The following is a 24,379-nucleotide window of genomic DNA, read 5'->3' as shown; positions in this document are numbered from 1 at the left end:
CGTGAACCCAGAAAGGGCCGACATTGATTGTCTCCGAGGATCTCGCGCACCTCAGCCGTGTGCGACAGTCAACGCTTGATGCGCTCCGGACGCACCTGGGCGCAGTAACCGACATTGCTCTCATCGACGCACCGAACCAGCGGAACATCGGCGACTCACTCATTTGGGCGGGCGAGATTGCGTATTTCGAGCGACTCGGACTCACTATTCGCTACATCAGCGACCTGTGGTCCTACGACGCCGAAGCCCTTCGGCGCGCGATGCCGAACGGTGTCGTGCTCATGCACGGTGGCGGTAACTTCGGCGACCTGTGGCCTGGGCACCAGATACTGCGTGAGCGGGTCGCCCGCGAACTGACCGACTACAAGGTGATCCAACTGCCTCAGTCGATCTACTTCGGAGCAGAGAGCCGGGCGGAAGAGGCCAATGCTGCGATCGGCGGGCACCCGGACTTTCACGTTCTCGTGCGTGACTCGTTGTCGATGCAGCGCGCCGCGGCGCAACTGCCGGACGTCGCAGTGTCCTTCTGCCCTGACATGGCGCTCGGCTGGGATGCGCCCGCCACCACTCGCGCTACGGGCGACCGCGTCGTCGTGATCGCCCGTGCAGACAAGGAGGCAACCTCGAATCTCGTCTCCGTTGCTGAGGGATGGTTGCCAGGTGCGCGGGTGGAAGTCACCGACTGGGTCGAACTGATGGGCGGTTCTCGTGCCTGGAGCTTCTATCGTTCGGCTTCGAAGCTCAACCACCTGTACACCCGCGGCCAGCGCCGACTTCCGCTTCTCCCAGTCGTTCTCCCGAATCGGCTTGCTCGAACGGTGATCTCATCGATCAACTCGGTGAACATCGCTGCTGCGGTAAAGCTGTACGAGACCGCGTCGGTCGTGGTTACCGACCGCTTGCACGCCCACGTCCTCGCCTCCCTGATGGGTATTCCGAACGTCGTGCTCGACAACAACTACAAGAAGGTCAGCCAGATCATGCACGATTACTCGGGCGCGTTCTCGACCGCAAGCCTCGTGTCCGGACTCGATGAGGCGCGCACACAGGTAGCCGCGGCCGTCGCATGATCGCCTTCGTCACGTCGCTGCGGCATCCGCAGAACTCCGCGGACTACTCGAAGGTGGAGTCCCTGCTCGCTGAGACGCTGGGGTCGATCTGCGCTCAGCGCAACGACGACTACATCGTGATCGTGGTAGGCAACCGACCTCCCTCATTCAAACTTCCCAACCGGGTCCAGTTCGTGTCGGCGGACTTCCCCGCACCGGCGCCTCCGTCAGGGCCTCAGACCGACCGAGATTCGTTTCTGTGGGATAAGGGCACGAAGATCGGCCTGGGATTGCTGGCGGCTCGCTCCTATCGACCCGAGTATGTGATGATCTTCGACGCAGACGACTATGTGAGCAACCGCATTGCCGGCCACGCACAGGAGAATCCGGGCAAGCCCGGCTGGGTGATCGACCGCGGATGGATCTACTCCCACGCAACAGGCGTCTACCGTCCGCAGGGTGACTTCAACCGCGCATGTGGGACCTGCCATGTTGTCAACTTCACCGCATACGATGTGCCGGAGCATCTCGACCTCGATGCCAGTCAGGACGAGATCGCGGCGGCCTTCGGAGACCGATTGCGACGAATCCTCGGTGCTCACCGCGACGCTCGCACGTGGCTCGCAGATGCGGGATGGGAACTGGAACCGCTTCCGTTCCGCGGAGCGGTGTACAACGTGGACACGGGAGAGAACCACTCGGGGAAATCGCTCAGCGGCTTCGTCCGACCCGCTAGCTACCGGTTTCAACGCGAGTTCGGGATCCGGCCAGCCGGAACCCCGCTTTCACGACTGCGGGTGGCGTTCGGCCCCGATGCGATCGCCGATGCTTCACGTCGCGTCAGCCTCCGTCTTGGACGGCTCACCCGCGGTCGCTTGACCCGTCAAGGAAGCTCGACCCCCAGCAGCGGGACGGACGGGCTTTGACCGACGATCTCCGCCGCCGCACCGTCAGTTCGATCGGGTGGGTCGTTCTCGAACGCTGGTCTGTCAGGCTTCTGTCGCTACTGGTGCTTGTCATCCTTTCGCGGGTGCTGAGCCCGGCTGATTTTGGTCTGGTCGCCCTTGCGACTTCGGCGACCGCGCTGCTGCAGGTGGTGAGCGACTCAGGATTCAGCCGCGCGCTGATCCAACGTCGGCGTCTTGACCCTGCGGACGCCTCAACGGCCTTCTGGGCGTCAATGGTTCTTGCCATCGTTCTGGCTGCGGTGCTGGTGCTGACAGCTCCCCTCATCGCGTTGGCACTATCTTCGCCAGGGCTCACGCCGATTCTGCAGATCCTCAGTATCGGACTCCCGCTATCTGCCTTATCGCAAGTGCCCGCGGCCCTCCTCGAACGCGACCTCGACTTCAAGCCACTGTCGTTCCGACAGTTCATCGGCGCACTCTGCGGGGCGCTCGTATCCGTGCCTCTTGCCTTAATCGGGTGGGGCGTGTGGGCGCTCGTCGCGCAGACTCTCGTGGCCTCGGCCGCGGCGGTCATCGCACTTTGGACATCGACCTCTTGGCGGCCGCGTTGGGAGTTCTCCTGGCAATCGTTCCGGAACCTCTGGGCGGTTGGTGGCGCAATCCTGGGCGTTGATCTCATGGATGCGGTCCAAGCAAACATCGACAAGATTGTGATCGGCGTGCTCTTCTCCCCGACGGAGCTGGGCTACTACTTCCTCGCCCAGCGGCTGGGCACGATCCTGATCGAGCTCGTGACATCCGTGGTCTCTCGCGTGTCGCTGACCACCTTCTCCCGCGTGCAAGATGACCGCCCACGGCTGAATCGGATCTTCCGGCAATTGACCTTCGCCGCGTCCGCGGTAAGCGTAGGAGTGTTCGGCCTGGTCGCAGTTCTCGCACCACAGCTGATACCCACATTGTTCGGATCCGGCTGGGATGCGGCCGTGCCGATTATCTGGGTTCTTGCTCCTGGGTGGGCCATCGGCGCCGTGATGTATTTCGACAGGAATGCGCTCCTTGCCACGGGCAATGCCCGATCCGCCCTTTGGCTGGCACTCCTCCAAAATGTCGTCAGCATCATCATGGTGTTCGTATTCGCGCCCTTTGGTGTGATTGGGATCGCATTCTCGAGACTCGCGAGGTTTGTCGTCTGGCCAGTGCGGCTCATCGTTCTCCGGCGGGCGATCGGATTGCGAGTCTGGAGGTACCTGCTTCAGATCATCAGGTGCGTCGCGGCCAGCGTGGTTCCGTTCGGCGCCGTGGCGTTGCTGCAACTCACGCCGTGGGCCGACACCGAGCGTGCATTCTTCGCGTTCGCGCTACCGCTCGCGGCAGCTGCGGGAATCATCTACGCAGGTTTGCTCTGGGCGGTGGCAGGAACCGAGAACAGACTCGTCATCCGCTCCATCGTTTCTGTGGTGACCGCACGCGCGCGACGCCGCTCGAGTTAGGCGGCGCGCGACTATCCGAGAACCGATTCGTAGAGCTCGATGTGGACCTTTGCTTGGTGCGGCCACTCTCGCACCTCCACGATAGGACGCTGGGCACTCCCCGCCTCCACAAGACCGCGGATCGTACGCCGCACCTCGTCCGCCCGGAGGGGTGGCTCGTAAAGGTGCACCCACTCTGGCCCGAACAGGGCCTGGAGTTCGCGCGTCGGGCCGCACGCCGGCACCAGGACGGGCACCCCGAGGTCCATTGCTAGCGCCGCCGCGCCGGAGTTTTCGAACTTCTCGTACGGGAGTACGACGAGGCGGGCGCGGATGATCTCCGCCACGAGCTGCGGGTCGGGAACATGCCGCAGTTCGCTGGAAAGGTTCGTGTGGGACGAGACGGCGCCGTCGACGAGCTCGGCTAGCGCCGAGTCGGCGGGGGCGCCGATGATGCGAACTGTCAGGTCGGGTGCATCATCGGCGAGACGAACAAGATGTTCAATGCCCTTGTAGGGCCGAACAAGGCCGAAGAACAAGACGTCCGGGCCCTTTGCCGAGGGTGTCGGCACTGGTTCCGCCGCCTGCGCAACGTACCAGGACCCTAGCTCCGCATGAGGAAGTACAACCGAGTCTCCCACTGCTTCCGTCGCCGGAGCGGTGAGATAGATCCGCGCATGGGTAGCGGCGTCCAGTCGCCCGAGCAACCACCGGTCTGCGCGCCCCGGCGACTCATGAGGCACCGAGTTGTGCACAGTGCGGACGACCTGTGTTCGTCCGCTCCTCGCCCACATCAGCAGCGTCGCCATGAACGCACGGTTGGCAACCCGGCCGATCGCAGTTCTGCGCTTCAACATCGTCTCGGGCCAATGGATGTGCAGCAACCTCACCCGGCCGGTGACCAATGCGGGCCACGACAGATAATGTACTTCCACCCCCTCTTCCTCCAACGCTCGGATCAGCAGTTGAACGTAAGGGCTCGAGGTCTCGGTCGGCCGAGTGAATGACATCATGACCTGCAGCGGTCTAGGCATTTATCGCCGTTCGATAGGCGCGGGCGTAGCGGCTCGCATCGGTCACCAGAAGGGCATCGGCTCGAGCACCCTCCGCGATCGACGTGAGGTCGGAGCGGAGTGCCTCCCGCAGGACATTTGCCAAGGAGTCTGAAGAACCGGCCTCGTAACGGAACCCCGTTTCCCCGGGTCGAACGAGTTCGGATGATCCTCCACGGTCCGGGACGATGGCGATCACACCACTGAGCTGCGCTTCAAGTACCGTGCGCCCCATCGGCTCATTCGCGTTCGCGACTACCAGAAGGTCGATTCCGTCGAGAGCGCGTTCCCAAGGGCGGGGCCCCTCGAGCCGAAATCGGGAGCCAAGCGCTCGCTCACCCCGCGCTTGCAGCTCACGGGTGTACTCCTCACCGGCGAGGTACTCACCGCGAATGAGAACGTCCAGTCCCTGCACATCCCTGACAGCATCGATGAGCAGCTCGGGCCGCTTCTCCGGTGTCACTCGACCCAGCACTGCAACCACCATAGGAGCGCTCTCTCGGCGCCCACGGAATGGCAGCGGCGCAATGGGGCGTGTCAGCACCGAGACGCGCGACTGGGACCCGATCACTTGGCCACCAGTGAACCGGCTCACCGAGATCACGCGGCGCATTCCCCGCGCAGAAGCCGAAAGCGCCAGGCGTCCAAAGCCCGGGGTAAGCGTGTCGTGCAAATCCAGGACAATCGAGGGACGGCCGTTCGGCCAACGCCTCGGCGTGATGGCTCCTGGTGCGAGCACATACGAGAACAGAACAATGGTGTCGGCACGTGAAGCAAACCGGCTGATCTGCCTCCACACCCCCGTCACTTGCTTCCATCGGGCGCCGCCGTCCGTGGCCAGCAGGTGGGCCGGAGTTCCGGTCGCCTCCTCCCACGCGGTCGCCACACTTTCCTCAGTGCATAGGAGAGCGACCTCCACGTCGTCTTCCACGAGCGCGCTGGCGAGCGTCAACATGCTCCGCTCGGCTCCCCATATGCCCGGAGCGAGTGAAACGAACACGATGCGCTTATCTGACACGGGGACCCACGACTTCCCGATAGGCGGCCATCAGGTCGTGGCCGTAGTTGACATCGGAGAACCGATCGCGGAGCGACACCGCCGCCGCTCGCATGCTGGCGAGTCTCGCCGGATCGTCCAGAAGGCGCCGCAACTCACGGTGTGCGGTCGCCTCATCGTCGACGATGAGGCCTGTCACCCCGTCGACCACCACGTCGCTGACGCCCACGCAGCTCAACGCGACAGCCGGTATGCCAAGCGCCTGCGCCTGCATGAGACCGACTGGCATGCCCTCCCATCGCGAAGTGAAGTAGATGATCGATGCTGCGGCGAGCCGTCGAACGACGTCAGTCGGTTCGATCCATCCTGAGACCGAATAGCCAGATAGAGGTTCAGGGCTCGGGCCGTCACCGATCCATAGGAAGTCGGCATCGGCCTGAAACTCGGTGGCGGCCCGCGCGAACCGCTCGGGGGCCTTCTGCGGTGACCATCTGCCGACGTTGACAATCAAAGGCTTGGCGCCGGCAGAACCGGGCGCGCCCAGTTGGAGCTCCTCCATCGAGAGCCGGTTGGGTACCAGCAGGGTGGGCGCCCGCAGCGCAGTCCTAGCCACATGCTCCTCGCTCGCAGAAACGCACAGCACTGCGTCGCTCCGACGCGCCAAGACCGCTTCGGCCAGTTGAAAGGCCTGAGCCTTCGTCCGTGAGACATCGCGGCGCAGAAACGCGAAGCCGTGCGGGGAGTAGATGACGGGCGTCTTTGTTGCGCCCAACCTGCCGACCACGCCCGCGAAGGAGGAGTGCAGATGAATGAGGTCGATGTCTCCTCTGCGGCGCAAGTCGACGAGCGCCGAGCGCAGCGCCCGGAGTCGCGTGAATCGCTTTTGCGTTGAGTCGCCGACCGTTACCAGCTCAGCTCCCCCCAGGCGCGTCTGGAGCACTGCTCTGGGCGGCGTCTCCGGCCTCGGACTATGCAGGACTGTTACTCGGTGGCCCAGCTCGACCTGGTGAGCCGCCATGCGCGCGACAACGTCGAGTACTCCCGTTGCCAAGGTCTCGGTGACATGGAGTAGATGGAGGGGCCGTTCTGTCACCGAGCGATCCCTTCGTAGATGGCATAGTACGTGCGGGCCGCGCTCGTCACATCGAACAGATCCTCGGCACGACGACGCGCGCGCGCGCGCAACTCAAGTTGTGCGTGCGCTTGCTCCGAGAAGATCTCGGTGAGTGCGCTCGCCAGGGCAATGGGATCGCGGGGCGGCACCAACTGCGCCTCATCGATAGCAAGCAGCGAGCAGTCGCCGACGTCCGTTGTGACGACTGGTACGCCGTGAGCGAGCGATTCGATTCCCGCCATCGGAAGTGCTTCCCCGTGCGAACTCGCCACGACAAGAGCCCGCGCACCCTGAATGAGGCTGGCGACATCCTCAACTGGGCCACGGAGTTCGATGTCGATGCCGGGGAACTGCGCGGTCAAAGCAACGACCTCTGGGTTGTCGGCAGACATGCCCGCACCAGCGCAGACGAGGCGCGGCCCGGAGGCTCCCATGTGACTCACCGCAGCGAAGAGATTCGCGTGATCCTTCATCGGGTGCCAACGCGCGAGCGAGAGAACTACTGAGCTCTCTTCGGGGACGTATGGCATATCGAACTCTGGAAGCCGCGTCCCGTTGAGAATCGTCGCATCCGGCGCGCGGTTCAAACGAGTCTTGGCGAAGCGCCCCGCTGACGGAGAACACGCAACCAGTGCGGAGTAGCGATGTGCGACGAGTCGCATGACCCTCGTGACCAGCGCCGATCCCAGCCCGCTCTCATGCCCACCGCTGGTGTGCACGGTAGAAACCAGTGCAGTCCTGCCCTTTGCAAGAGAGGCGATCAGATCCGCCTGCAGCAAGTGCGAGTGGATGACGTCCGGACGAAGCTGCCGGAGGATTCGGCGCAGACGCACGACACCCACACCAGCGGAGATCGGGTCCTTGCGAAGATTCAGGTATGTGACTGACGCGGCTGCTGCTTCCACTCGAGCGCTGAGCGTGTCGCGGCCGAGCAGAACAACCACGTGCACGTCATGGTTCGACTCCGCGACCAGACACAAAGCCTCGACGAGCGTCTGTGCGCCTCCGGTCTCGAGGCTGTTGATGACGTGCACGACTCTCATTCGTTGCCACTCCCTCGTCTCACAGCGATTACACCCATGCAGACACCAGGCAGGAGCCAGATGAACGCGGCGCTCTCGTAGCTGATCGTGATGCCGCCGACCACGAGCCAAGCGGTGATCATGGCTACCGAGAACAAGGGCGCGACCAGGGCTCCCCCGCGCACGATCAACAGAACGAGAATGAGCAGGACCGCCCCGCCTGCGAACAGGCCGGACTCGAAAAGGACTCGGCCGATCGCGCTGAACACGTCGGGCGGTTGTTGAGTGAACTGGAAGCCGCTCACATCAACACGGCCGCTCGAGTAGGCCGCAGTCAACCCGCCTCGGCCTAGGCCGAACAGGAACGTCTGAATGTCGCTAGCCCAAAACTGCGCGGATGCGATGATCGACATCATTCGATCGCCCCACGAGAAATTCAGGATCGAACTGCGTTGTTCTATCACCCAAATCGCACCCGCAGCCGCGAGAACGATCAATAGTGCTGCCCTTATCTGAGCGCCGATGCTGCGCGCGGACGACGCGAGCAGGGCGACGGCGATCGCTCCGAGCCCGGCGACGGCGCTGCCCGATTCACTCAACACAATCACGATCGCACCGGCGAGGACAGCAGCCTTTTCCACCCGTCGCAGGCGAGTACGGCCGAAGTATCGCGCGATCAGGAGCATGGCCAAGACGGCCAGGGTGAGCGACCCCGCCATGAACGAGGGCTCCGGAAACTGTGCGAACGGCCGCCGAATGTACAGAAGGATCGCGGGCGCGTTCGCCTCGACACTCGCATAGCCAGGTGCGCGATACAGCTCAACGAACGGGATGAACCCAGCGCGAAGCGCAAAGTACTGGAAGAACCCGAAGAGGGATGTGAGGAGCACCAACCACGCCAGAAGACTCGCGAGCTTGTCCCGCATGCAGAGCACCCCGACCGCACCGGCAGCGAACGCCCCGGCCGCCCCGAGCCACGTCACCGCCGCTGTCGGTGGCAGAGGTGTATCGAAGAAGAGCGTGGTGATCGCCATCGCGAGAAGTGGCAGCGCACCTACTAGTACGACAGCGAGATCGACTCGCGGAACACGGGGCCCGATCACCCAAGCGAACAAGCCGAGCAACGCGGAGACCGAGACGCTCGTACTGCCCCCGAGGGGGACGGCGAGGTAGGGCAGGAAGCTGAGTGTGACTGCCGCGGCAGCGCTGGCCGTTGCGAGCCCGGACGGTCGCCGCGTTTCCAGCGCACGCCGCGGCGCGGTCGCACTACGCGAAGAGGCTGCGAGCGACGTCATCCCAAGCTCTCCCCTCGAGTTCGGTGTCGATCGCTGAAAAGCTGGACCGCTCCATCGCGGAGACCATCTCGGCGCCGAGTCGATCGGGATCACCGACTGCGACGAACTCGATGTGGGGATAGCTGCCAGCCTGTTCCCGCAGTGAAGGAAGGTCGGATGCGACGATCTGTCGCGCGTACTGAACGGCTTTGGCGAGAACGCCGCTCTGCGCCGCGAAGCTTGTATAGGGGAGGACCACGACGGCGGCGCGCGCGAGAGTCGAGTTGAATTCGGCAGCCTCGAGATAGCCCAGCTCGATCGACGTCGCCGCTCCCCTCTCGAGCCCCCCGAGTATCTCGCCGTACCCTGCGGGCTCTGGGGTACCCATCACGCGAAGGCGGATGTCGTACTTCCGCGCGGCAGCGATGGCTTGCTCTATTCCCTTGTTTGGTCGGACCTCGCCGATGCAAAGTGCATACGGAGCTTCCGTCTCGGCTGCGGACGGGACGGGGCGGGAGTCGCCGGGTAGCGGCACGTTGATGATCGGCGTGGCCGACCACCGCGCGACGCGCTCAGCTTGGCGGTGACCGTGTACAGCCACTCTGTCTGCGTGCCGAGACATTCTTCGTTCGAGCGAGAACAGAACTCGATCTCGGACCGTCATGTGCGCGGATGCGTGAGGCATCGCGTTGTGAACGAAGGCGACGCTTCGCAGCCGTCTGCGGGTGCGGATGATGCCGTACTTGCTCGACTCATAGAAGACCGTCACATCGTGCGTGCGTTGAAGCCGCTCGAGCATCGCACGGATCGCCCGTCGGTCCTTCTGACTGTCGATGACTTGGCGGAGTGCACGACCCCTTGATGACACGGGACGACGGCTCTGCAGTGTCTCCTCCACGCTGAGAAACTCCTGCCAGCCCGCAACGGCGGCGGCGCCCCCTGGGCGAGTGACCACCACACAGCGCGCAAAGCCGGCGACGCGGACCGCCGCAGCCGCGATCTCCGCTGCGTGTTCAATCTGCCCGCCGTACTCAGTCGGACAGATCACAACAAGCGCTCGGGGTCTCGTGGATGAACCCTGGGCGGCCCTCGGGTTCGTCGCAGTCGTCATTGTGTCTCCTCCGACGCGTTCGCCGAAAAGTCAGGGCCATGACCCACCGCGATCTGGCCGCCTACGGCCGAAGTCGCGAGAGGTGCATCGGCGAAGTAGCACTTTCGCCCCGGGTCACGCACGTGGGCGTTGCGGATGCGCGTAGATTCACGGCCACGATCCCATCGCCATAGGCCGGCGCGCGCCCGTTCTTTCGCGGGACGAACACACGCCTGTGCCGAGGTGGCGTATGGCGCTGAAACGCCAAACAGCGGGTCGGGTACTGCGCTCAGAGAGTCTGACTTCGTTGACGACTCATCGGGAAAGTCAATCTCTGGGCTCAAGCTGGACTCCGCACTCCGTTCCTGTATGCAGATCCCCAGCTGCCGGGGACACGATAGCACCCTCCTGTTACAGGCTTTGTCACACAAAGTCGCCCGAACCCAGACACCCCGATGGCGCCGCACGGCACGCGTTTCCCGTTCGATCTGGTAGGAAATAGTCGAACCCGCCGCACGAGCGACGCTTGGCAATGACGCACGAGCAACGAGCTTCCAACCACAAGGAGTCCCCATGCGTCTGTCAGTCATCGGTTGCGGCTACCTCGGTGCCGTCCACGCCGCCGCCATGGCCTCGATCGGTCACGAGGTGATCGGCATCGATGTCGACGAGCGGAAGATCGCGTCGCTATCGCAGGGCCAGGCGCCGTTCTTCGAGCCCGGTCTGCAGCAGATCCTGTCGGACGGCATCGCGTCGGGTCGCCTGCGATTCACCACCGAAATGGCCGAGGCGCACGGTTCCGACGTGCACTTCATCGGTGTCGGCACCCCGCAGCAGAAGGACGGCTACGCCGCCGATCTCACGTACGTGAACGCCGCGGTCGACGGCCTGATCCCCTACCTCCGCGAGGGCGACGTCGTCGCCGGAAAGTCGACCGTGCCGGTGGGCACCGCGGCCGAGCTGGCCGAGCGGGTGACGCCGACCGGCGCCACCCTGGTGTGGAACCCCGAGTTCCTGCGTGAAGGCTTCGCTGTGCAGGACACGATCGATCCGGACCGCCTCGTCGCCGGTGTGCCCGCGGGTGACGCCGGCGAGCGTGCCGCCGACGTGCTCCGCGAGGTCTACCACACGGCCGTCGCGAAGAACACGCCGTTCATCGTCACCGATCTCGCCACCGCAGAACTCGTCAAGGTCGCGGCCAACGCTTTCCTCGCGACGAAGATCTCGTTCATCAACGCGATGGCCGAGATCGCGGAGGTCACCGGTGCCGACGTCACCCAGCTCGCCGATGCCATCGGCCACGACGCGCGCATCGGCCGCCGCTTCCTCGGTGCCGGCATCGGGTTCGGCGGTGGCTGCCTCCCGAAGGACATCCGCGCGTTCTCGGCACGCGCCGAGGAGCTCGGCCGCGGCGAGTCGGTCAGCTTCCTCCGCGAGGTCGACGCGATCAACCTGCGGCGCCGCGAGCGCGCCGTGCAGCTCACCGTCAACGCCCTGGGCGGCTCGGTGTTCGAGAAGAAGATCACGGTGCTGGGGGCCGCTTTCAAGCCGCACAGCGACGACATCCGCGACTCCCCCGCGCTCGACGTGGCGGTCGCGCTCCACGGGCTCGGCGCCATCGTGACCGTGACCGACCCTGAAGCGATCGACAACGCGCGGGCGCGGCATCCGCAGCTCAACTACGTCGCCGACCGCGACGAGGCCCTCACCGGCGCCGACGGTGTGATCGTCGTCACGGAATGGGACGAGTACCGCCGCCAGCTGCCGCCCGAGCACGCCGCCTCCCTGGTGGCCGGCCGTGTCATCGTCGACGGACGCAACTGCCTCGATGCCGCCGCCTGGCGCTCTGCGGGCTGGGAGTACTTCGGCATGGGACGCCCCTGACACCTCATGACGCACCGACGACGTCGGGCGGGCGCGTGCTCGCCCGACGCGAGCTCAGCCGAGGTAGCGGCGAAGGCCCACTTCGATCTCTCGCCCACGACGACGCACGCGCACGAGCGTGACGCCGTCGGCTATGAACGCCTGGGCCGATTCGTCATCCAGACGCACACCCTTGACCGGCTGCCACCCGTCGTCACCGCGGTATTTCGCGATCACGCGCCGCCGTGCGGTCGCGCTTCCCAGCACGTCGCGCCGGTACGCTTCGCGGAACGCGGCCTGCGCACGACGCTGCGCGCGCGACGAGGCGGCGCTGTTCACTTCGCCGTCCCCTCCGCGGTCCCGATCGGATCGAACGCACGTCGACGACGCGCCCCCCGGCCGCTCCCACATTCTGGCCGCATCGCTGAGAGCGCCGCAAATCGGCCGGCGCACTCCATTCTCGAGCCGCGTTTAGGGTGGAGCGCGTGACCCGACCCGTGCTCCCCTCCTCCGCCCGCCGTGCGGGTGCCGTGATCGCGTGGGTCCTCGGCGGCATTCTGCTGCTCATGCTCGCCGCGGCATGCTGGCTCGGCGTCCGAGGCCTTCTCGCCTACCAGCACCTCGAAGCGGCGCGCTCTCAGGTCGCCACGATCCGCGACGGTCTCGACGATCCCGCGGCCGTGACGGAACGGCTCGGCGATCTGCAGGCCGACACCGCCGCCGCGCACGACCTCACCAGCGACCCGGTGTGGAAGGCGTCGGAGTCCCTCCCCTGGGTCGGACCCCAGCTCGCGGCGGTCTCGACCGTAGCCGCCGCGGTCGACGACCTCGCGGCCACGTCACTGCAGCCGCTCGCCGACGCCGCCGGAGGACTCTCACTCGACGCCCTCCGCCCGGTGGACGGCCGATTCGACCTCGAGACCATCGCCGCACTGCACCCCGCTGCCGCGGAGGGAGCCGCGGGGATCGCCCGGGCCGAGGCATCCGTCTCATCGATCGACTCGACGGCTCTCGTCGCGCCACTGCGCTCGGCGGTCGACGACATGAGCCGCATGCTCGGCGACACCGCCCCCGCCGCCGACGCGCTCGCCCGCGCGACCGCGCTCCTACCGGCTATGCTCGGCGCCGAGAGCCCGCGCGACTACCTCGTGCTCGTCCAGAACAACGCGGAGTGGCGCTCGCTCGGCGGCATCGTCGGCGCGATGGTCGTGCTGCACGCCGACGACGGCCGCCTCACGCTGACCGCGACAGGCTCGACGGCCGACTTCACCCGATTCGACGATGCGGTCGTGCCGATGGATGCGGAGACCCTGGCGCTCTTCGGAGAGCGCCCCGCGCGTTACATCCAGAACGCGACGCAGATCCCGGACTTCACGGTCAGCGCCCCGATCGCACGCGAGATGTGGGCGCGCGAGTTCGGCACGTCGGTGGACGGCGTCCTCACCATCGACCCGGTGACGCTGTCGTACCTGCTCACCGCCACCGGCCCGGTGAACCTTCCCACCGGCGACGTGCTCACGGCCGACAACGCCGTCGACCTGCTGCTGAACGAGGTCTACCTCCGGTACGCACGGCCGGCGGATCAGGACGCCTTCTTCGCCGCAGCATCCGCCGCGGTGTTCACGGCGCTCGTGGACGGGGAGTCCGACCCGACGGCCCTCATCGGCGCGCTCGCCCGGGCGGGCGGCGAGCGTCGCCTGCTGATCTGGAACGCGCACGAAGACGAACAGGCGCTGCTCGACGGCACGACACTGCAGGGTCGACTGCCGGTGACCGACGCCACGACCACGCGATTCGGGGTGTACGTCAACGACGGCACCGGATCGAAGATGGACTACTACACAGAGCTCACGGCCGGCGTCGGCTGGTGCACGGGCCCGGACTCGGACTCGCTGGCCGAACTCACCGTCACGCTGCGTAACAACGCGCCTGCCGATGCGGCTTCCCTTCCCGCCTACATCACCGGCGCGGAGAACTACGGCGTTCCGCGCGGCAGCGCCCGCACCGTCGCCTACATCTACCTCCCCGAAGGAGCCGAGCTCGTCGCCTCGGGTGTAGGCGATGACGCGGATTTCGGGGGTTTCGGCGGCGGCATGCACGCGGGCCGTCTCGTGCAGATGTGGACCAGCGAACTGGCTCCGGGCGAGCAGTCCACGGCGACATTCGTAGTGCGCACTCCTCGGACTCCCGCGCTCGGCACCGAGTTGTCACCCACCATTAACGCTGCAGAAACAGGCGCGGTTGCATCTCCCTGCGAATCTGCCCAATAATCAGATGAGAAGGCGTTCATCGAAGAACCTCGGTGGGCGCCTTTCTTCTGGGAAAAATGCACATCGGTGTTCTGGGGAGACATCGCGCCAATGGTTGCGACGACCGAACGAATAGAACCGGGTGAATTCCATGAAACGTCACATCTTCCGCGCAGCTGCCGTCGCACTTCTGGCGGCAGCGCTGACCACACTTCCGCTCGCTGCCAACGCGAGCACGTACCCGCCCGCCGGCTCGGGCACCGTCTCCAGCTCCACCGTCGTTCCTGGCGGTACCGTCACCTTCTCGGTGGCGAACGGCATCTTCGAGCCGGGCGAGCCCGTCACCGTCACGCTGACCGGTGAGAACGCGAGCGGCGCGTCGCTCGCGTTCGTCAAGTTCGCCGTGCAGACCAAGACGCTCGGCGTGCTCGAGGCCAACGCCCAGGGCGGTCTCGACCCGATCTCGATCCGCTTCCCGGCCGACGCGAGCGGTCCGTACACGATCACCGCGATCTCGCCCTCGGCGGGCGGCGGCGTGTCGGCCACCGTGACGGCGGTTGCGGCCGGTAGCGGCGCGGGCGGCGTCCTGCCCGCGACCGGCTCCGACAGCGCCTCGCTGCTCGGTGTCTGGATCGGCGGTGGCGCACTCGTCCTCGCCGGTGGTGCACTCGCCGTCGTCGCGGCGGTCCGCCGCAACAGCCGCGCACGCGTCACGGCCTGATTGAACGAAAAGAAGGACCCTCCGACTCTCGGGCCGGAGGGTCCTTCTCGTTTCAGCGAACCACGGCGGTGATCGTCACCAGCTCCGCCAGGACGTGCTCGCTCACGGAGCCCAGCAGCAGCCGCGCGAGTCCGGTGCGGCTATGGGTGCCGACGACCGCCAGCCGCGCGGTGGCCGCCACCTCGTTGATGACCGAACCCGGATCGCCCTCGGCGACGTGGGTCTCGATGCGCAGGTCGGGGTGGGTCCGGCGCACGTCGGCCAACAGCTCGTCGAGGGATCGCTCGGTCTGAGCCTGGAGGTCTGTCAGGTAGAGGTCGGGGTAGAACGAGACGCTTCCGCCCATCGCGTAGTCGGCCCCGGCACTCACAGGGATCCATGCCGACACGGCCGTGAGTGCGTCGCCGGATGCTGCGGCCTCCGCCGCGGCGAACTCCAGTGCCCGCTGCGACACGTCCGACCCGTCGACGCCCACCACGACTCCGCGGCGATCCGAGAGGTCGAGATCCGGGACGACGATCACCGTGCAGTGCGCACCCGCGACGATGCGACGGCCATGCGGCCCCCGCCGCACGTGTCCCTCTCCGCCGAGGTCGCTGCCGATCACGAGCAGCGCGGCATCCGCCGACTGCTCGATCAGCACCTCGGTCGGGTTGCCGTGCGACACGACGGTGCGCACGTCCAGGTCGGCGCTCTGCAGGCGCGCGATCTCGCCGTCGGCCAGCGCCTGGGCGTCGTCCAGCGCGCGCTGCAGCACCTCGTCCTCGCCCACGGCGCCGACCGCCCCGCCCACCACCGACACGAGCACCAGATCGCGCCCGGTGGCCGCCGCGCGACCCGCCGCCCAGTCGGCGACCCGCTGCCGCACCGGTCTGCCTGTCACACCTGCCACGATCGCGTCAGCCACCCTGGCTCTCCCTTCGACGTCCCGAGGTTAGCGACGCGCACCGCCGCGAGGGAAGTCGGACCTACCCCGCCGGCGATCCGGCCGTGAACGGGGGAACGAGCTGGACGGTCTGCTCGGGATCGATGATGCGCATGACGGCGGTCTGCAGGATCGTCCGGTTCACGATCGAGGACGCGGAAGTGAACCAGGCCTCGTAGCTCGTCCGGTTGTCGGGCAACGCCCACGCCAGCTCGAGCCCGTGCGTGAGGACACCCTGTGTCTGGCCCCCCATCGAATGCTCATAGGCGAGCTGGGCGTCCATCGACGCGGAGATGATCAGGCGCCGCGGCCCATCGTTCACGCGCTCGCGCACAATGACGGGATCGGGCACGAAGAGGCCGCGCACGATCGTCTCGGAGTGACAGGAGTCGACCACGATCGTCGCTGTGAGGTCGCGCCGCGCCTCGCGCCAGAACGGCACCCACCAGTCGTCGATGAGGGGCAGATCGGAGAGGGCGAACAGCTCGTCCATGCGGTCAGGCTCTTCGGGATCCCACGTCTGCACCTGGAAGCCGTGCCCTACGAGAACGATCACCAGCGACGTGCAGCTGCACGGAATCTCCCGACGCACGTGCCTTTCCAGTTCGGCGGTCACCGCCGCGAGCGTCGTGTCTTCGGGGCTCTCCAGTCGAGAGATGACCGCGTCGGGCGCGGCGTCGATGACCATGTTCGTGTACGACGTGAGATCGGTGCTCACGCCTTCCAGCGCAGCGAATCGGAAGTCACCGTCTTGGTAGGGCTCGGTGGCGGTGACGAACCTTCCGTCGTTGTCGGACCACCGCACCGGCGCCGGCGCGGCCACACCGATCAGCACCGCGTGCACCTCGCTCATTCGTCACCAGTCGTTGACTGCCCGTCGTCGGTCTGAGTGGTCGCGGGCGGATCGGGGATGGCCTGTCCGACCGTCAGCGCCGTCAGCGAGAGCACGATCAGCAGCACGCCGATGACGAATGCGGCAATGGTTCCGCGGACCTTGCTCAGCGCCGCCGCGAGCTTCTCGACGTCGGCGATGCTCATGCCCAGGCCCCCGGCGCCCCTCGAGCCGCCTGCGGCGATGGCCACCCGCGCGCGCTGTCGGCCTCTCGCCTCGAGCAGCGCCATCCAGACTCCCGCAAGGATCGCGATGACTCCGGCGGCGAGGGCGACAGTGCTCGCCGCAGCGATGACCCGCTCGGTGAGGTCGGATTCGGTGTCGTCGAGGCCGCCCATCGGCAGGATCCACAGGAGCATCCAGGCGGCGAGACCCGCGAACACGAAGGCGAGCCCCCGGAACACCTTGCCCGTGCGGCGGGCGAAGTCGGCGTCGTACTCGCCGACTGCGACCTCGGCAGGGCCGACGATGTCCCCGCCGCCTCCGTTGCCGGGAGGCTGCCCCGTGACGGGGCCCGTGGTGAGGGTGATCCGCATCGGCGCCGACACGACCTCGTCGGCTCCTGCGCCGACCGAGGCATGCACCTCGCCGGCCGGCTGCGCGGTGAACACAACGTTCGCGTTCCATTCGGTGGCCGTGGCGGAGCGGGCCGCGTTGGCGAACGTCGCTGCGATCGGCACTGTGCCCGACTTCAGGGACGGAGCGGGGATCGCCACCGTCGACGTCACGGTGAATCTCACGGGCGCCCCCGGCGGCACTGCCGCGAGCGGCGCGGGCGCGGTCACCGGCTGCTTCGGAGCCACGACTGCGGCGAGGGTCAGCACCGGCTTTCCGGGCGCGGGCGCTGGGGCCGGCGCGGGCGCTGGGGCCGGCGCGGGCGCTGGGGCCGGCGCCGGAGCCTGGTCGGGTGGCGCGGGCGCCACCGGTTCGCCATCTTCTCCGGGCGGCACGGGCGGCTTCTCCCCTTCGGGCGCATTCGCCACCGGCGCTGGGGCATCTGCAGCCGCAGCATCCGCATCGGCGCCGTTTGCTGCAGGCTCGTTGTTCTGAGCGTCGTTCATGGTCTCGCCCCCCGGTCGAACTGGCACGGCGAAACAGCCGCGCCTTCGCGCTGGACCCGAACCGATTGCGCGTTCCCCCCGGCAACCGATGCCCGGATGCTAGCGCTGCGGATGCCGCCGCACAAGGGGCCGCAACGGCGCCGTCCGACCGGACGCGGGGCGCGGCGCAGCATCCGTCAATCCGGAATCCTGCGCCGCTCCATCAGGTGCACGATCGCGAGGCCGATGGTGGCGCCCAGCACGTTGGCGACGATGTCGCGCAGGCTCGGCGTGCGCTCGGAGAGGAGCAGCCCCTGCCCCGACTCGATCACGAGCGTCGTCGCGAGGGCGATCGGCACGACGAGTCCGCGGTGCAGCGGAAGGACGAGCGCCAGCAGCACCCCGAACGGCACGAACAGCGCGACGTTCGCCGTCGTCTCGATGAGTTCGTAGGTCAGCCAGGGAACGGCGCGCGTGATCGCGTGGAGAGGGGCTGACGCTCCGCGATCCACGGGGGTCGGCCAGAACGCGATGAGCGCGAGCATCACGCCATAGACGACGAGCAGACGGATGCCTCGCCCCTGCGTGCGACGCAGGTGGAAGGTGGCGACGGCCGCGGTGGAGGGCTGCGCGGGCGCGACAGCGGGTGCGTCGGTGATGGCGGGCTCCCCTCGGTCGGGCGCCGCGACGCTGCCGCGCAGTGCGGCGATTCTACTCGGCACCGCGTTCGAGCGAGAGTACGCATCGGCGGAGGGAACAGATGTTCGATGGTCACGATACGTGATTCAACCTTAAGATCGTTCATGGCCGAGAAACAGGATCGAGTTCGCGAGCATTTAGCCTGGATCATTCGAACAAATCTTTGACACTCGTGCTCGCCTCCGCTACGCTGAATGCATGACCAGCGCACTGTCGTCCCTCGCCGAGGCGATCGACGTTGCGCGGGGAATCCTGCCCGACGAGCGCGACATCGCGTCGCTCTCGCCGGCCGAGCTGATCGCTCTCAACGAGCAGATCGGGCGCGGCAAACGTCTTGCCGAGAGCGTTCAAGCGCTGGTGGCATCCGAGATCCAGCGGCAGTCACGGCCCGAGCTCGGGCCCGACAGCCTCGCGAAGATCCAGGGCTTCCGCAACCCCACGCAGTTCATCGCGGCGACGATGGGCACGACCACCGGCGACGCCGCCCGGCTCGTGAAGGTCGGCGAGGCCACGACTCCGCGCATGCTGCTCTCCGGCGACAAGGCACCTGCCCGGCATCCGCACGTCGGGCAGGGTCTGAGCGACGGCCGCATCGGAGCGCAGGCGGCGTCGGCGATCATCGCGATGCTCGACCGCGTCGCGATCCGCGCCGGAGCTGAGAAGGTCGACGAAGCCGAGAAGCTCCTCGTGTCGCAGGCTGCCGGGCTCCCCCTCGACGCCCTGTCGAAGCTCATTCTCCGCGCCGAGGCCTGGCTCGACCCCGACGGTGTCGAGCCCCGCGAAGCGGACCTGGCGGCCGAGACGGGGCTGACCATCCGCCGCGATCGCTCCGGCATGATCATCATCAACGGCAAGTTCGACCCGGTGAGCGGCGCGCCGGTCGTGACCGCGCTCGAAGGCATGGTCACTGCGAAGCTCCGCGCCCAGCGCGACGTCGAGAACGCCCGCGCCACGCCCGCGCCCGATGCGCGCACGACGCCCCTGCTCGATGAGACGACGGATGCTGAGCGCCGCACGATCCCGCAGATGCAGGCCGACGCGCTCGTGAGCATCTGCGAGCACGCCCTCGGCTGTGACGAGAAGGACCTCCCCCTGAACGGGGTGACGGTGGTCGTGCGCATGGACCTCGAGACCCTTCGCCAGGGCACCGGCACGGCCGAGATCGACGGCATAGACGCTCCCATCTCGGCCTCGGCGGCCCGCAAGCTCGCGTCCAGCGCCTCGGTGATCCCCTGCGTGCTCGGCGGCGACAGCGAGATTCTCGACTGGGGTCGCGAGCGGCGGCTCTACTCCAGGTCCCAGAAACTCGCCCTCGGCGAGCGCGACGGTGGGTGCACCGGGTGCGGGCTTCCGCCCCAATTCACGAAGGTGCATCACATCCTCTGGTGGAGGCGAGACGCCGGCCCCACCGACCTCGACAATGGCGTGCTGCTCTGCGAATCGTGCCACCACCGGATACATGACAACGGGTGGGACATACAGGTCGAAGGCACCGGTCGAAAAGCCAGGGTGTGGCTCATCCCACCCGTCTACGTCGACCCCGCGCGCACTCCACGCCTGGGCGGACGCGCCCGCTACGACTTCGCAGCCGCCTGACCCAGGCGGGGCACGGTCGTCGGGGCAGGCCGCTATCGTGATCGCCATGGCATCCGCTGGGTCGACGTCGCTCGAGCGCACCTACCGCTACCTGCGGATCGGGCTGGCCGGCACCGTCATCGCGATCTTCGTCGCGATCGCCCAGGCGGCGACGACGTACGGCTGGCTGACCTCCGTCAGCGACTACTTCTACACGCCCGCCCGCGATGTGTTCGTCGGGGCGCTGATCGCAGTCTCCCTCGCGCTGTTCGCCCTGTCCGGACGCGGAGCGGAGCGGGCTCTCCTCGATGCCGCCGCACTGTTCGCGCCGCTGATCGCCCTGGTGCCGACGACTCTCGCGCCCGGCGCCGTGCCCGGCGTCAGCGTCCCGTGCACGGGACGCTGCTTCCCGCCCGCGTATGAGGCGGACGTCGCGAACGGCGTCGTCGTCTACCTCGTGCTCGGGATTCTGCTGCTCCTCGTCGCGCTGGTGCTCGGCGCGCTCGGCCAGGTCTCGCTCGCAGCGGTGTGGCCGTCGCTGCTGATCGCGGCCGTCGTGATCGCCGTGACGGGGCTCACGTGGGCATTCGCGCGAGACGCGTTCCTGCAGAACGCGCACTTCATCGCGACGACGGCCTTCTTCGCACTGTTCGCGGCGGTCGCCGTGCGAGGCGCGTTTCCTCGGCAGGGTCCGCCCCCTGCCCCGGTGTTCCGTGTGCTGTACACCGCGATCGCGGTGGGGCTCGTGCTGGTGCTCGTGGCGTATGTCGTGCTGCTCCCGCAGGCGGGCGGCTCCGGTGTCCCCATCGTCCTCATCGTCGAGGCGATCGCGCTCACGCTGTTCTTCGTGTTCTGGGTGGTGCAGGGGATCGAGAAATGGAGCGACCCCGACCCGTCGCTCCTCTAGGCAGCGCCGCTGCCTGCCGCCGCCGTCTCGGGGTCGCCGATCTCGACCACGCGGCGCACACCCGCGGCGGGGTGGGCGGTCACGAGGATCGGCAGATGATCGCTCAGGCCCTGCGGCAGCGTCCGCACGCGGTCGATCTCGAAGCCGATCGAGGTCGCGAAGTCGTAGTGACCGCGGAAGAAGCGGTAGCGCGTGTACGTGCGCGAGTCCGACAGGTTCAGCTCGTACCCCTGCTCGCGGATGTGCTGGCCCAGCCGCTCCTTGAACACCGGGTAGTTGTAGTCGCCGACCATGAGCGCCGGCAGCCCCTCGCCGAGCTGCTGCAGCTCGCCGAGCGCCGTGCGGATCTGGTGGCGGCGCAGCGAGTTCAGCGCCGTCAGCGGCGCGGCGTGGAACGAGGCCACGATGAGATCGGTGTTCTCGTCGATGTCGTGCAGCCGGACTCCCAGCAGCCGCTCCTCCGCGGGCTTGAGCACGCGGTCATGCAACGACTTCTTCAGCGCGAGCGCCCGCACCTCGACCGCGCGGTAGGTGTTCTCGCGGTAGTACACCGCGAGCCCGAGACGGTTGCGCTGCGTGGAGTCCGCGAGCCGCAGCCCCGAGATCTCTTCGGGGATGTCGGACGTGTCCGCTTCCTGGAGGCACAGCACGTCCGCGCCATGGCGCTCTACCAGGTGGGCGAGCTCCCCCGCCGCCCGGTGCTTGCGCAGGTTGTACGAGATGACCTTCATGACGACCACAGCCTATGCCGCCGACGTGGCGAGCGGATGGCCTTGACAGGAAGCTCGTATGTACGAAAACCGGATGCTGCGGCTCTTGAGTGGTGTGCCGGTTCACGGCATCCGAGCGTGAACCCGCACCCCGATCCTGGAGGACCCCATGACCGCCGCATCCCCGAAGACCGTCCGCGCCGAGCTCGCCGACGCGCTCGACGCGAGCCGCGTCGCCCGTGAGACCGCCGAGCGCGAGCTGCACCGCAGCATCGCCCTGCGCTCCCGGGCCGCCGAGGCCCTCGAGCGCACCGCGCGTCGACCCGGACTCGACGAGTCCGAGCGCGCCCGCTTGCGCGCCGAGTACGCCGCCGCCGACCATGTGGTCGCCGAGCGCCGCGCGGTCTTCGAGAAGCGGCAGGAGTTCGAGCGCGCAGCATCCGTCGTCGCCCGCGCCTTCGAGGCCGAGGCGACCTCCGCGAGCCCGCTCGCGGCCGCCCTGCTACAGCTCGTCGGCTCGAAGCGCGGCGGCACGGCCCGGCACGGCGCGCTCGCGTCCGGACGCACCGCGCCCGCCGCACGCGTGCGCAGTCCGCGGCCCCGCACGGCCTGACGCGACACGCCGGAGCGCCCGCCCTCGGGCTCACTTCTCGTAGGCTCGCCTTCGTGCCCACCTCGCGACGGACCATCACGATCCTCGCGATCACGGGCGCCGTCGCCGTCATCGCAGTGGTCGCCGCCGTCGTGCTCCTGGTCGGGCAGGCTCCCGAGCCGCCCGGTCGCGGCACGAAGATCGTCGCCTCCGACCTCTCGAAGGCGGCGGATGCTGCGACCCGTGCCGCCGACGGCAGCCCCGAGCAGGCCGCGGCGAAGTATCTGAGCGCACAGCCCACGGCCGTCTGGCTCACGCCGGAGGGCGATCCCACCGACGTCGTGGGCGAGCGCATCGCCGGGCTCGCCGCGGAGGCGCGCGACCAGTCCGCGCGCATGGCGGTGGTCGTGTACGGCCTGCCGGAACGCGATTGCGGCGGGCACTCCGCGGGCGGTCTCGACGGGGATGCGTATCTCGAGTGGACGCGCGCGATCGGCGATGCGCTGCACGAGGCCGCCGGCACGTCCCCCCTCGTGATCCTCGAGCCCGACAGCCTCGCCCTCGCGCCCGAGTGCGGAAACGTCGACGAGCGCGTCGAGCAGTTGAGCGCGGCGATCGAGACTCTCGCCGGCGACAGCACCTGGATCTATATCGACGGCGGCCACTCGAACTGGCTGGCCCCGGCTGAGATGGCCGACCTCATCGACAGCGTCGACCGTGCGTCCCGCGGCGACGGGGAGCGAGGCATCCGCGGCTTCGTCACGAACGTGTCGAACTTCCAGGCGACCGACGACGAGGTGGCGTACGCCCACGACGTCGCCGGACGCCTCGACGGACTGCACGCGATCATCGACACCGGCCGCAGCGGCGCGGGCTCGAACGGCGAGTGGTGCAATCCGCCCGGGCGTCTCGTCGGAGAACCTGGCGGCACGATCGGCGACGACGTCGTCGACACGAACCTCTGGATCAAGCCGCCCGGCGAGAGCGACGGCGACTGCAACGGCGGGCCTGCGGCCGGGCAGTGGTGGCCGGAGGCCGCCGTGGAGCTCACCCGGGACGTCGTCGCGGATTGATCTCCGACCAGGCATTCCCGGTGTTGTGTAGCATCGGGAGTACTTTGCGCATGCGTCGGGGGCCGCGGCTGGGGTCGGTAACCGGCGCATCTACCGGTTCCACCGTCCGAGAAAGATCGCACGAATGAGCACCCCTTCTGACGAGCTGAAGACAGCGGTCATCATCGAGGACGACAAAGAGATCCGCCACGTCCTGGCCGAGGTCCTCGAATCGTCGGGGTTCTCGACGGTCTCGGTCGGCAACGGCATCGACGGCGTGCGGGCGGTGCTCACCTACAAGCCGGTGCTCACGACCATCGACGTCAACATGCCCGGCATCGACGGCATCGAGGCTGCCAAGCGGATCCGCGCGCAGTCCGACACGTACATCATCATGCTCACCGGCATGAACGACGAGGCCGACGTGATCGCCGGGCTCGGCGCCGGCGCCGACGACTACCTCCTCAAGCCCTTCCGGCCGCGCGAACTGCGCGCGCGTGTCGAAGCGCTGATGCGGCGCCGCAGCGCCGACGCCGAGCGGGCCGTGCCGCCGGCTCCCGCAGCCCCCTCGCAGGGGAGCGTCGGTCCGTCGTTCCCCGGCATGCGGCCGACGACCACCGCCGTGCCCACCGCCCCCGCGATCGAGGAGCGCGACCTCGCGACACCCGCGACCGTGATCGTGCCGGCGGGTGCGGCATCCGTCCCCGCCACCGTCGACACGAACGGCGAGTGGCTGACGCACCGCGACCTGCGGCTGCACCCCGAGAACCGCATCGTGCTCATCGGCGGCGAGGAGCTCGATCTCACGCGCACCGAGTTCGACCTGCTCGCGACCCTGCTCGAGTCGAAGCGGCGCGTGCGCAGCAAGGCCGACCTGACGCTGGTGCTGCGCGGGGAGTCGTATGTGACGAGCTACTTCGTCGGCGAGGCCGACAAGCGTGCGGTCGAGGCGCACATGACGAACCTGCGACGAAAGCTCGGCGAGAGCGCCGCGAACCCGCGCTACATCGAGACCGTGCGCGGCGTCGGGTACCGGCTGACCTCGGAGGGCTGACCTTCCCGGAACAGCGAAGGAGGCATCCGCTCGCCCCACGTGAGCGGATGCCTCCTTCACTTTCGGCGAGGGTGTCTCCGCCTCTCCCCAAGGCGGGCCCCTCACCTCCTCCCCCGCACCGTGCT

At 67.6% G+C, this 24,379-nt stretch carries 23 protein-coding genes; 11 read left to right on the top strand and 12 right to left on the bottom strand.

Annotated elements, in window-relative coordinates:
* Positions 1 to 23: 23 nt before the first annotated feature.
* Genes J2Y46_RS07615 through J2Y46_RS07605 form a run of 3 tightly spaced genes read left to right on the top strand, consistent with a single transcriptional unit; the run spans position 24 to position 3,447 of the window.
* Positions 24 to 1,070, top strand: coding sequence for a polysaccharide pyruvyl transferase family protein (locus tag J2Y46_RS07615; RefSeq protein ID WP_310241425.1), 1,047 nt, complete (start codon positions 24 to 26; stop codon positions 1,068 to 1,070).
* Positions 1,067 to 1,975 carry a hypothetical protein gene (locus J2Y46_RS07610; RefSeq protein WP_310241424.1) on the top strand — a complete coding sequence of 303 codons (909 nt, stop codon included), beginning with the start codon at positions 1,067 to 1,069 and terminating at the stop codon, positions 1,973 to 1,975. The genes J2Y46_RS07615 and J2Y46_RS07610 overlap by 4 nt, the downstream gene beginning before the upstream one ends.
* Positions 1,972 to 3,447 carry a lipopolysaccharide biosynthesis protein gene (locus J2Y46_RS07605; protein WP_310241422.1) on the top strand — a complete coding sequence of 492 codons (1,476 nt, stop codon included), beginning with the start codon at positions 1,972 to 1,974 and terminating at the stop codon, positions 3,445 to 3,447. The genes J2Y46_RS07610 and J2Y46_RS07605 overlap by 4 nt, the downstream gene beginning before the upstream one ends.
* A gap of 11 nt (positions 3,448 to 3,458) precedes the next feature.
* Here J2Y46_RS07605 and J2Y46_RS07600 read toward each other — a convergent pair whose 3' ends face one another.
* The 6 genes from J2Y46_RS07600 to J2Y46_RS07575 all read right to left on the bottom strand — a co-directional run bounded on the left by J2Y46_RS07600 (position 3,459) and on the right by J2Y46_RS07575 (position 9,996).
* A complete protein-coding gene (locus J2Y46_RS07600) occupies positions 3,459 to 4,460 on the bottom strand; it encodes a hypothetical protein (protein ID WP_310241420.1) in 1,002 nt (333 codons plus the stop codon).
* Positions 4,453 to 5,496 carry a glycosyltransferase family 4 protein gene (locus J2Y46_RS07595; RefSeq protein WP_310241418.1) on the bottom strand — a complete coding sequence of 348 codons (1,044 nt, stop codon included), beginning with the start codon at positions 5,494 to 5,496 and terminating at the stop codon, positions 4,453 to 4,455. The genes J2Y46_RS07600 and J2Y46_RS07595 overlap by 8 nt, the downstream gene beginning before the upstream one ends.
* Positions 5,486 to 6,568, bottom strand: a complete 1,083-nt coding sequence (locus J2Y46_RS07590) for a glycosyltransferase (RefSeq protein WP_310241416.1) — start codon at positions 6,566 to 6,568, stop codon at positions 5,486 to 5,488. Before J2Y46_RS07590 ends, J2Y46_RS07595 begins: the two co-directional genes overlap by 11 nt.
* Positions 6,565 to 7,623: a glycosyltransferase gene (locus J2Y46_RS07585; RefSeq protein WP_310241414.1), complete on the bottom strand. Its 1,059-nt coding sequence runs from the start codon at positions 7,621 to 7,623 to the stop codon at positions 6,565 to 6,567. Before J2Y46_RS07585 ends, J2Y46_RS07590 begins: the two co-directional genes overlap by 4 nt.
* A gap of 5 nt (positions 7,624 to 7,628) precedes the next feature.
* Positions 7,629 to 8,645, bottom strand: coding sequence for a hypothetical protein (locus tag J2Y46_RS07580; protein WP_310241413.1), 1,017 nt, complete (start codon positions 8,643 to 8,645; stop codon positions 7,629 to 7,631).
* A gap of 232 nt (positions 8,646 to 8,877) precedes the next feature.
* Entirely contained in the window at positions 8,878 to 9,996 is a 1,119-nt protein-coding gene (locus tag J2Y46_RS07575) for a glycosyltransferase (RefSeq protein WP_310241411.1), read from the bottom strand.
* A gap of 552 nt (positions 9,997 to 10,548) precedes the next feature.
* Here J2Y46_RS07575 and J2Y46_RS07570 point away from each other — a divergent pair.
* Positions 10,549 to 11,859 (top strand): UDP-glucose/GDP-mannose dehydrogenase family protein, encoded by a 1,311-nt coding sequence (locus J2Y46_RS07570; protein WP_310241409.1) that lies wholly within the window; start codon positions 10,549 to 10,551, stop codon positions 11,857 to 11,859.
* Between the two features lie 54 nt (positions 11,860 to 11,913).
* On the opposite strand, the gene J2Y46_RS07565 is transcribed toward J2Y46_RS07570, so the two are convergent.
* Positions 11,914 to 12,177, bottom strand: a complete 264-nt coding sequence (locus J2Y46_RS07565) for a hypothetical protein (protein ID WP_310241408.1) — start codon at positions 12,175 to 12,177, stop codon at positions 11,914 to 11,916.
* 146 nt (positions 12,178 to 12,323) lie between these two features.
* Here J2Y46_RS07565 and J2Y46_RS07560 point away from each other — a divergent pair, with 146 nt between their 5' ends.
* Positions 12,324 to 14,108, top strand: a complete 1,785-nt coding sequence (locus J2Y46_RS07560; RefSeq protein WP_310241405.1) for a DUF4012 domain-containing protein — start codon at positions 12,324 to 12,326, stop codon at positions 14,106 to 14,108.
* 130 nt (positions 14,109 to 14,238) lie between these two features.
* Entirely contained in the window at positions 14,239 to 14,808 is a 570-nt protein-coding gene (locus tag J2Y46_RS07555; RefSeq protein ID WP_310241404.1) for an LPXTG cell wall anchor domain-containing protein, read from the top strand.
* A 52-nt stretch (positions 14,809 to 14,860) separates the two neighbouring features.
* Here the strand turns inward: J2Y46_RS07555 and J2Y46_RS07550 are convergent, their stop codons facing one another.
* From J2Y46_RS07550 to J2Y46_RS07535, 4 genes are all read right to left on the bottom strand, one after another.
* Positions 14,861 to 15,715, bottom strand: a complete 855-nt coding sequence (locus J2Y46_RS07550) for a universal stress protein (RefSeq protein ID WP_310241403.1) — start codon at positions 15,713 to 15,715, stop codon at positions 14,861 to 14,863.
* Between the two features lie 61 nt (positions 15,716 to 15,776).
* Positions 15,777 to 16,586 carry a caspase family protein gene (locus J2Y46_RS07545; RefSeq protein WP_310241402.1) on the bottom strand — a complete coding sequence of 270 codons (810 nt, stop codon included), beginning with the start codon at positions 16,584 to 16,586 and terminating at the stop codon, positions 15,777 to 15,779.
* The gene (locus J2Y46_RS07540) at positions 16,583 to 17,449 is read right to left on the bottom strand and encodes a hypothetical protein (protein ID WP_310241399.1); all 867 of its coding nucleotides are present in this window, start codon (positions 17,447 to 17,449) and stop codon (positions 16,583 to 16,585) included. The genes J2Y46_RS07545 and J2Y46_RS07540 overlap by 4 nt, the downstream gene beginning before the upstream one ends.
* 413 nt (positions 17,450 to 17,862) lie before the next feature.
* Positions 17,863 to 18,387, bottom strand: a complete 525-nt coding sequence (locus tag J2Y46_RS07535; protein WP_052676895.1) for a VanZ family protein — start codon at positions 18,385 to 18,387, stop codon at positions 17,863 to 17,865.
* A gap of 175 nt (positions 18,388 to 18,562) precedes the next feature.
* On the opposite strand from J2Y46_RS07535, the gene J2Y46_RS07530 reads away from it, so the two are divergent.
* Together J2Y46_RS07530 and J2Y46_RS07525 are read left to right on the top strand one after the other, a co-directional pair.
* Positions 18,563 to 19,960, top strand: coding sequence for a DUF222 domain-containing protein (locus J2Y46_RS07530; protein WP_310241397.1), 1,398 nt, complete (start codon positions 18,563 to 18,565; stop codon positions 19,958 to 19,960).
* Between the two features lie 46 nt (positions 19,961 to 20,006).
* The gene (locus J2Y46_RS07525) at positions 20,007 to 20,846 is read left to right on the top strand and encodes a hypothetical protein (protein ID WP_310241396.1); all 840 of its coding nucleotides are present in this window, start codon (positions 20,007 to 20,009) and stop codon (positions 20,844 to 20,846) included.
* Here the strand turns inward: J2Y46_RS07525 and J2Y46_RS07520 are convergent.
* Entirely contained in the window at positions 20,843 to 21,577 is a 735-nt protein-coding gene (locus J2Y46_RS07520; RefSeq protein WP_045301543.1) for an endonuclease/exonuclease/phosphatase family protein, read from the bottom strand. The genes J2Y46_RS07525 and J2Y46_RS07520 overlap by 4 nt on opposite strands.
* Before the next feature lie 148 nt (positions 21,578 to 21,725).
* Between J2Y46_RS07520 and J2Y46_RS07515 the strand changes: the two genes are divergently transcribed.
* The 3 genes from J2Y46_RS07515 (at position 21,726) to J2Y46_RS07505 (ending at position 24,254) form a co-directional block, all read left to right on the top strand.
* Complete coding sequence (locus J2Y46_RS07515; protein ID WP_310241392.1) at positions 21,726 to 22,169, top strand: hypothetical protein; 444 nt, start codon at positions 21,726 to 21,728, stop codon at positions 22,167 to 22,169.
* 53 nt (positions 22,170 to 22,222) lie between these two features.
* Positions 22,223 to 23,221 carry a glycoside hydrolase family 6 protein gene (locus J2Y46_RS07510; RefSeq protein ID WP_310241390.1) on the top strand — a complete coding sequence of 333 codons (999 nt, stop codon included), beginning with the start codon at positions 22,223 to 22,225 and terminating at the stop codon, positions 23,219 to 23,221.
* Positions 23,222 to 23,345: 124 nt separating this feature from the next.
* Positions 23,346 to 24,254, top strand: coding sequence for a response regulator transcription factor (locus tag J2Y46_RS07505; protein ID WP_045301537.1), 909 nt, complete (start codon positions 23,346 to 23,348; stop codon positions 24,252 to 24,254).
* Positions 24,255 to 24,379: the final 125 nt, after the last annotated feature.

It is taken from the genome of Microbacterium sp. BE35 (genome assembly GCF_031457705.1).
GTDB lineage: Bacteria > Actinomycetota > Actinomycetes > Actinomycetales > Microbacteriaceae > Microbacterium > Microbacterium trichothecenolyticum.
This window is presented reverse-complemented; position numbering and strand designations above follow the sequence as displayed.

Excerpts from the sequence above, each read along its gene's own strand:
- J2Y46_RS07525 (WP_310241396.1), top strand. The coding sequence starts at position 20,007 with ATGGCATCCGCTGGGTCGACGTCGCTCGAGCGCACCTACCGCTACCTG.
- J2Y46_RS07505 (WP_045301537.1), top strand. The coding sequence starts at position 23,346 with ATGAGCACCCCTTCTGACGAGCTGAAGACAGCGGTCATCATCGAGGAC.
- J2Y46_RS07575 (WP_310241411.1), bottom strand. The coding sequence starts at position 9,996 with ATGACGACTGCGACGAACCCGAGGGCCGCCCAGGGTTCATCCACGAGA.
- J2Y46_RS07515 (WP_310241392.1), top strand. The coding sequence starts at position 21,726 with ATGACCGCCGCATCCCCGAAGACCGTCCGCGCCGAGCTCGCCGACGCG.
- J2Y46_RS07545 (WP_310241402.1), bottom strand. The coding sequence starts at position 16,586 with ATGAGCGAGGTGCACGCGGTGCTGATCGGTGTGGCCGCGCCGGCGCCG.
- J2Y46_RS07580 (WP_310241413.1), bottom strand. The coding sequence starts at position 8,645 with ATGGCGATCACCACGCTCTTCTTCGATACACCTCTGCCACCGACAGCG.
- J2Y46_RS07530 (WP_310241397.1), top strand. The coding sequence starts at position 18,563 with ATGACCAGCGCACTGTCGTCCCTCGCCGAGGCGATCGACGTTGCGCGG.
- J2Y46_RS07600 (WP_310241420.1), bottom strand. The coding sequence starts at position 4,460 with ATGCCTAGACCGCTGCAGGTCATGATGTCATTCACTCGGCCGACCGAG.
- J2Y46_RS07555 (WP_310241404.1), top strand. The coding sequence starts at position 14,239 with ATGAAACGTCACATCTTCCGCGCAGCTGCCGTCGCACTTCTGGCGGCA.
- J2Y46_RS07610 (WP_310241424.1), top strand. The coding sequence starts at position 1,067 with ATGATCGCCTTCGTCACGTCGCTGCGGCATCCGCAGAACTCCGCGGAC.
- J2Y46_RS07570 (WP_310241409.1), top strand. The coding sequence starts at position 10,549 with ATGCGTCTGTCAGTCATCGGTTGCGGCTACCTCGGTGCCGTCCACGCC.
- J2Y46_RS07520 (WP_045301543.1), bottom strand. The coding sequence starts at position 21,577 with ATGAAGGTCATCTCGTACAACCTGCGCAAGCACCGGGCGGCGGGGGAG.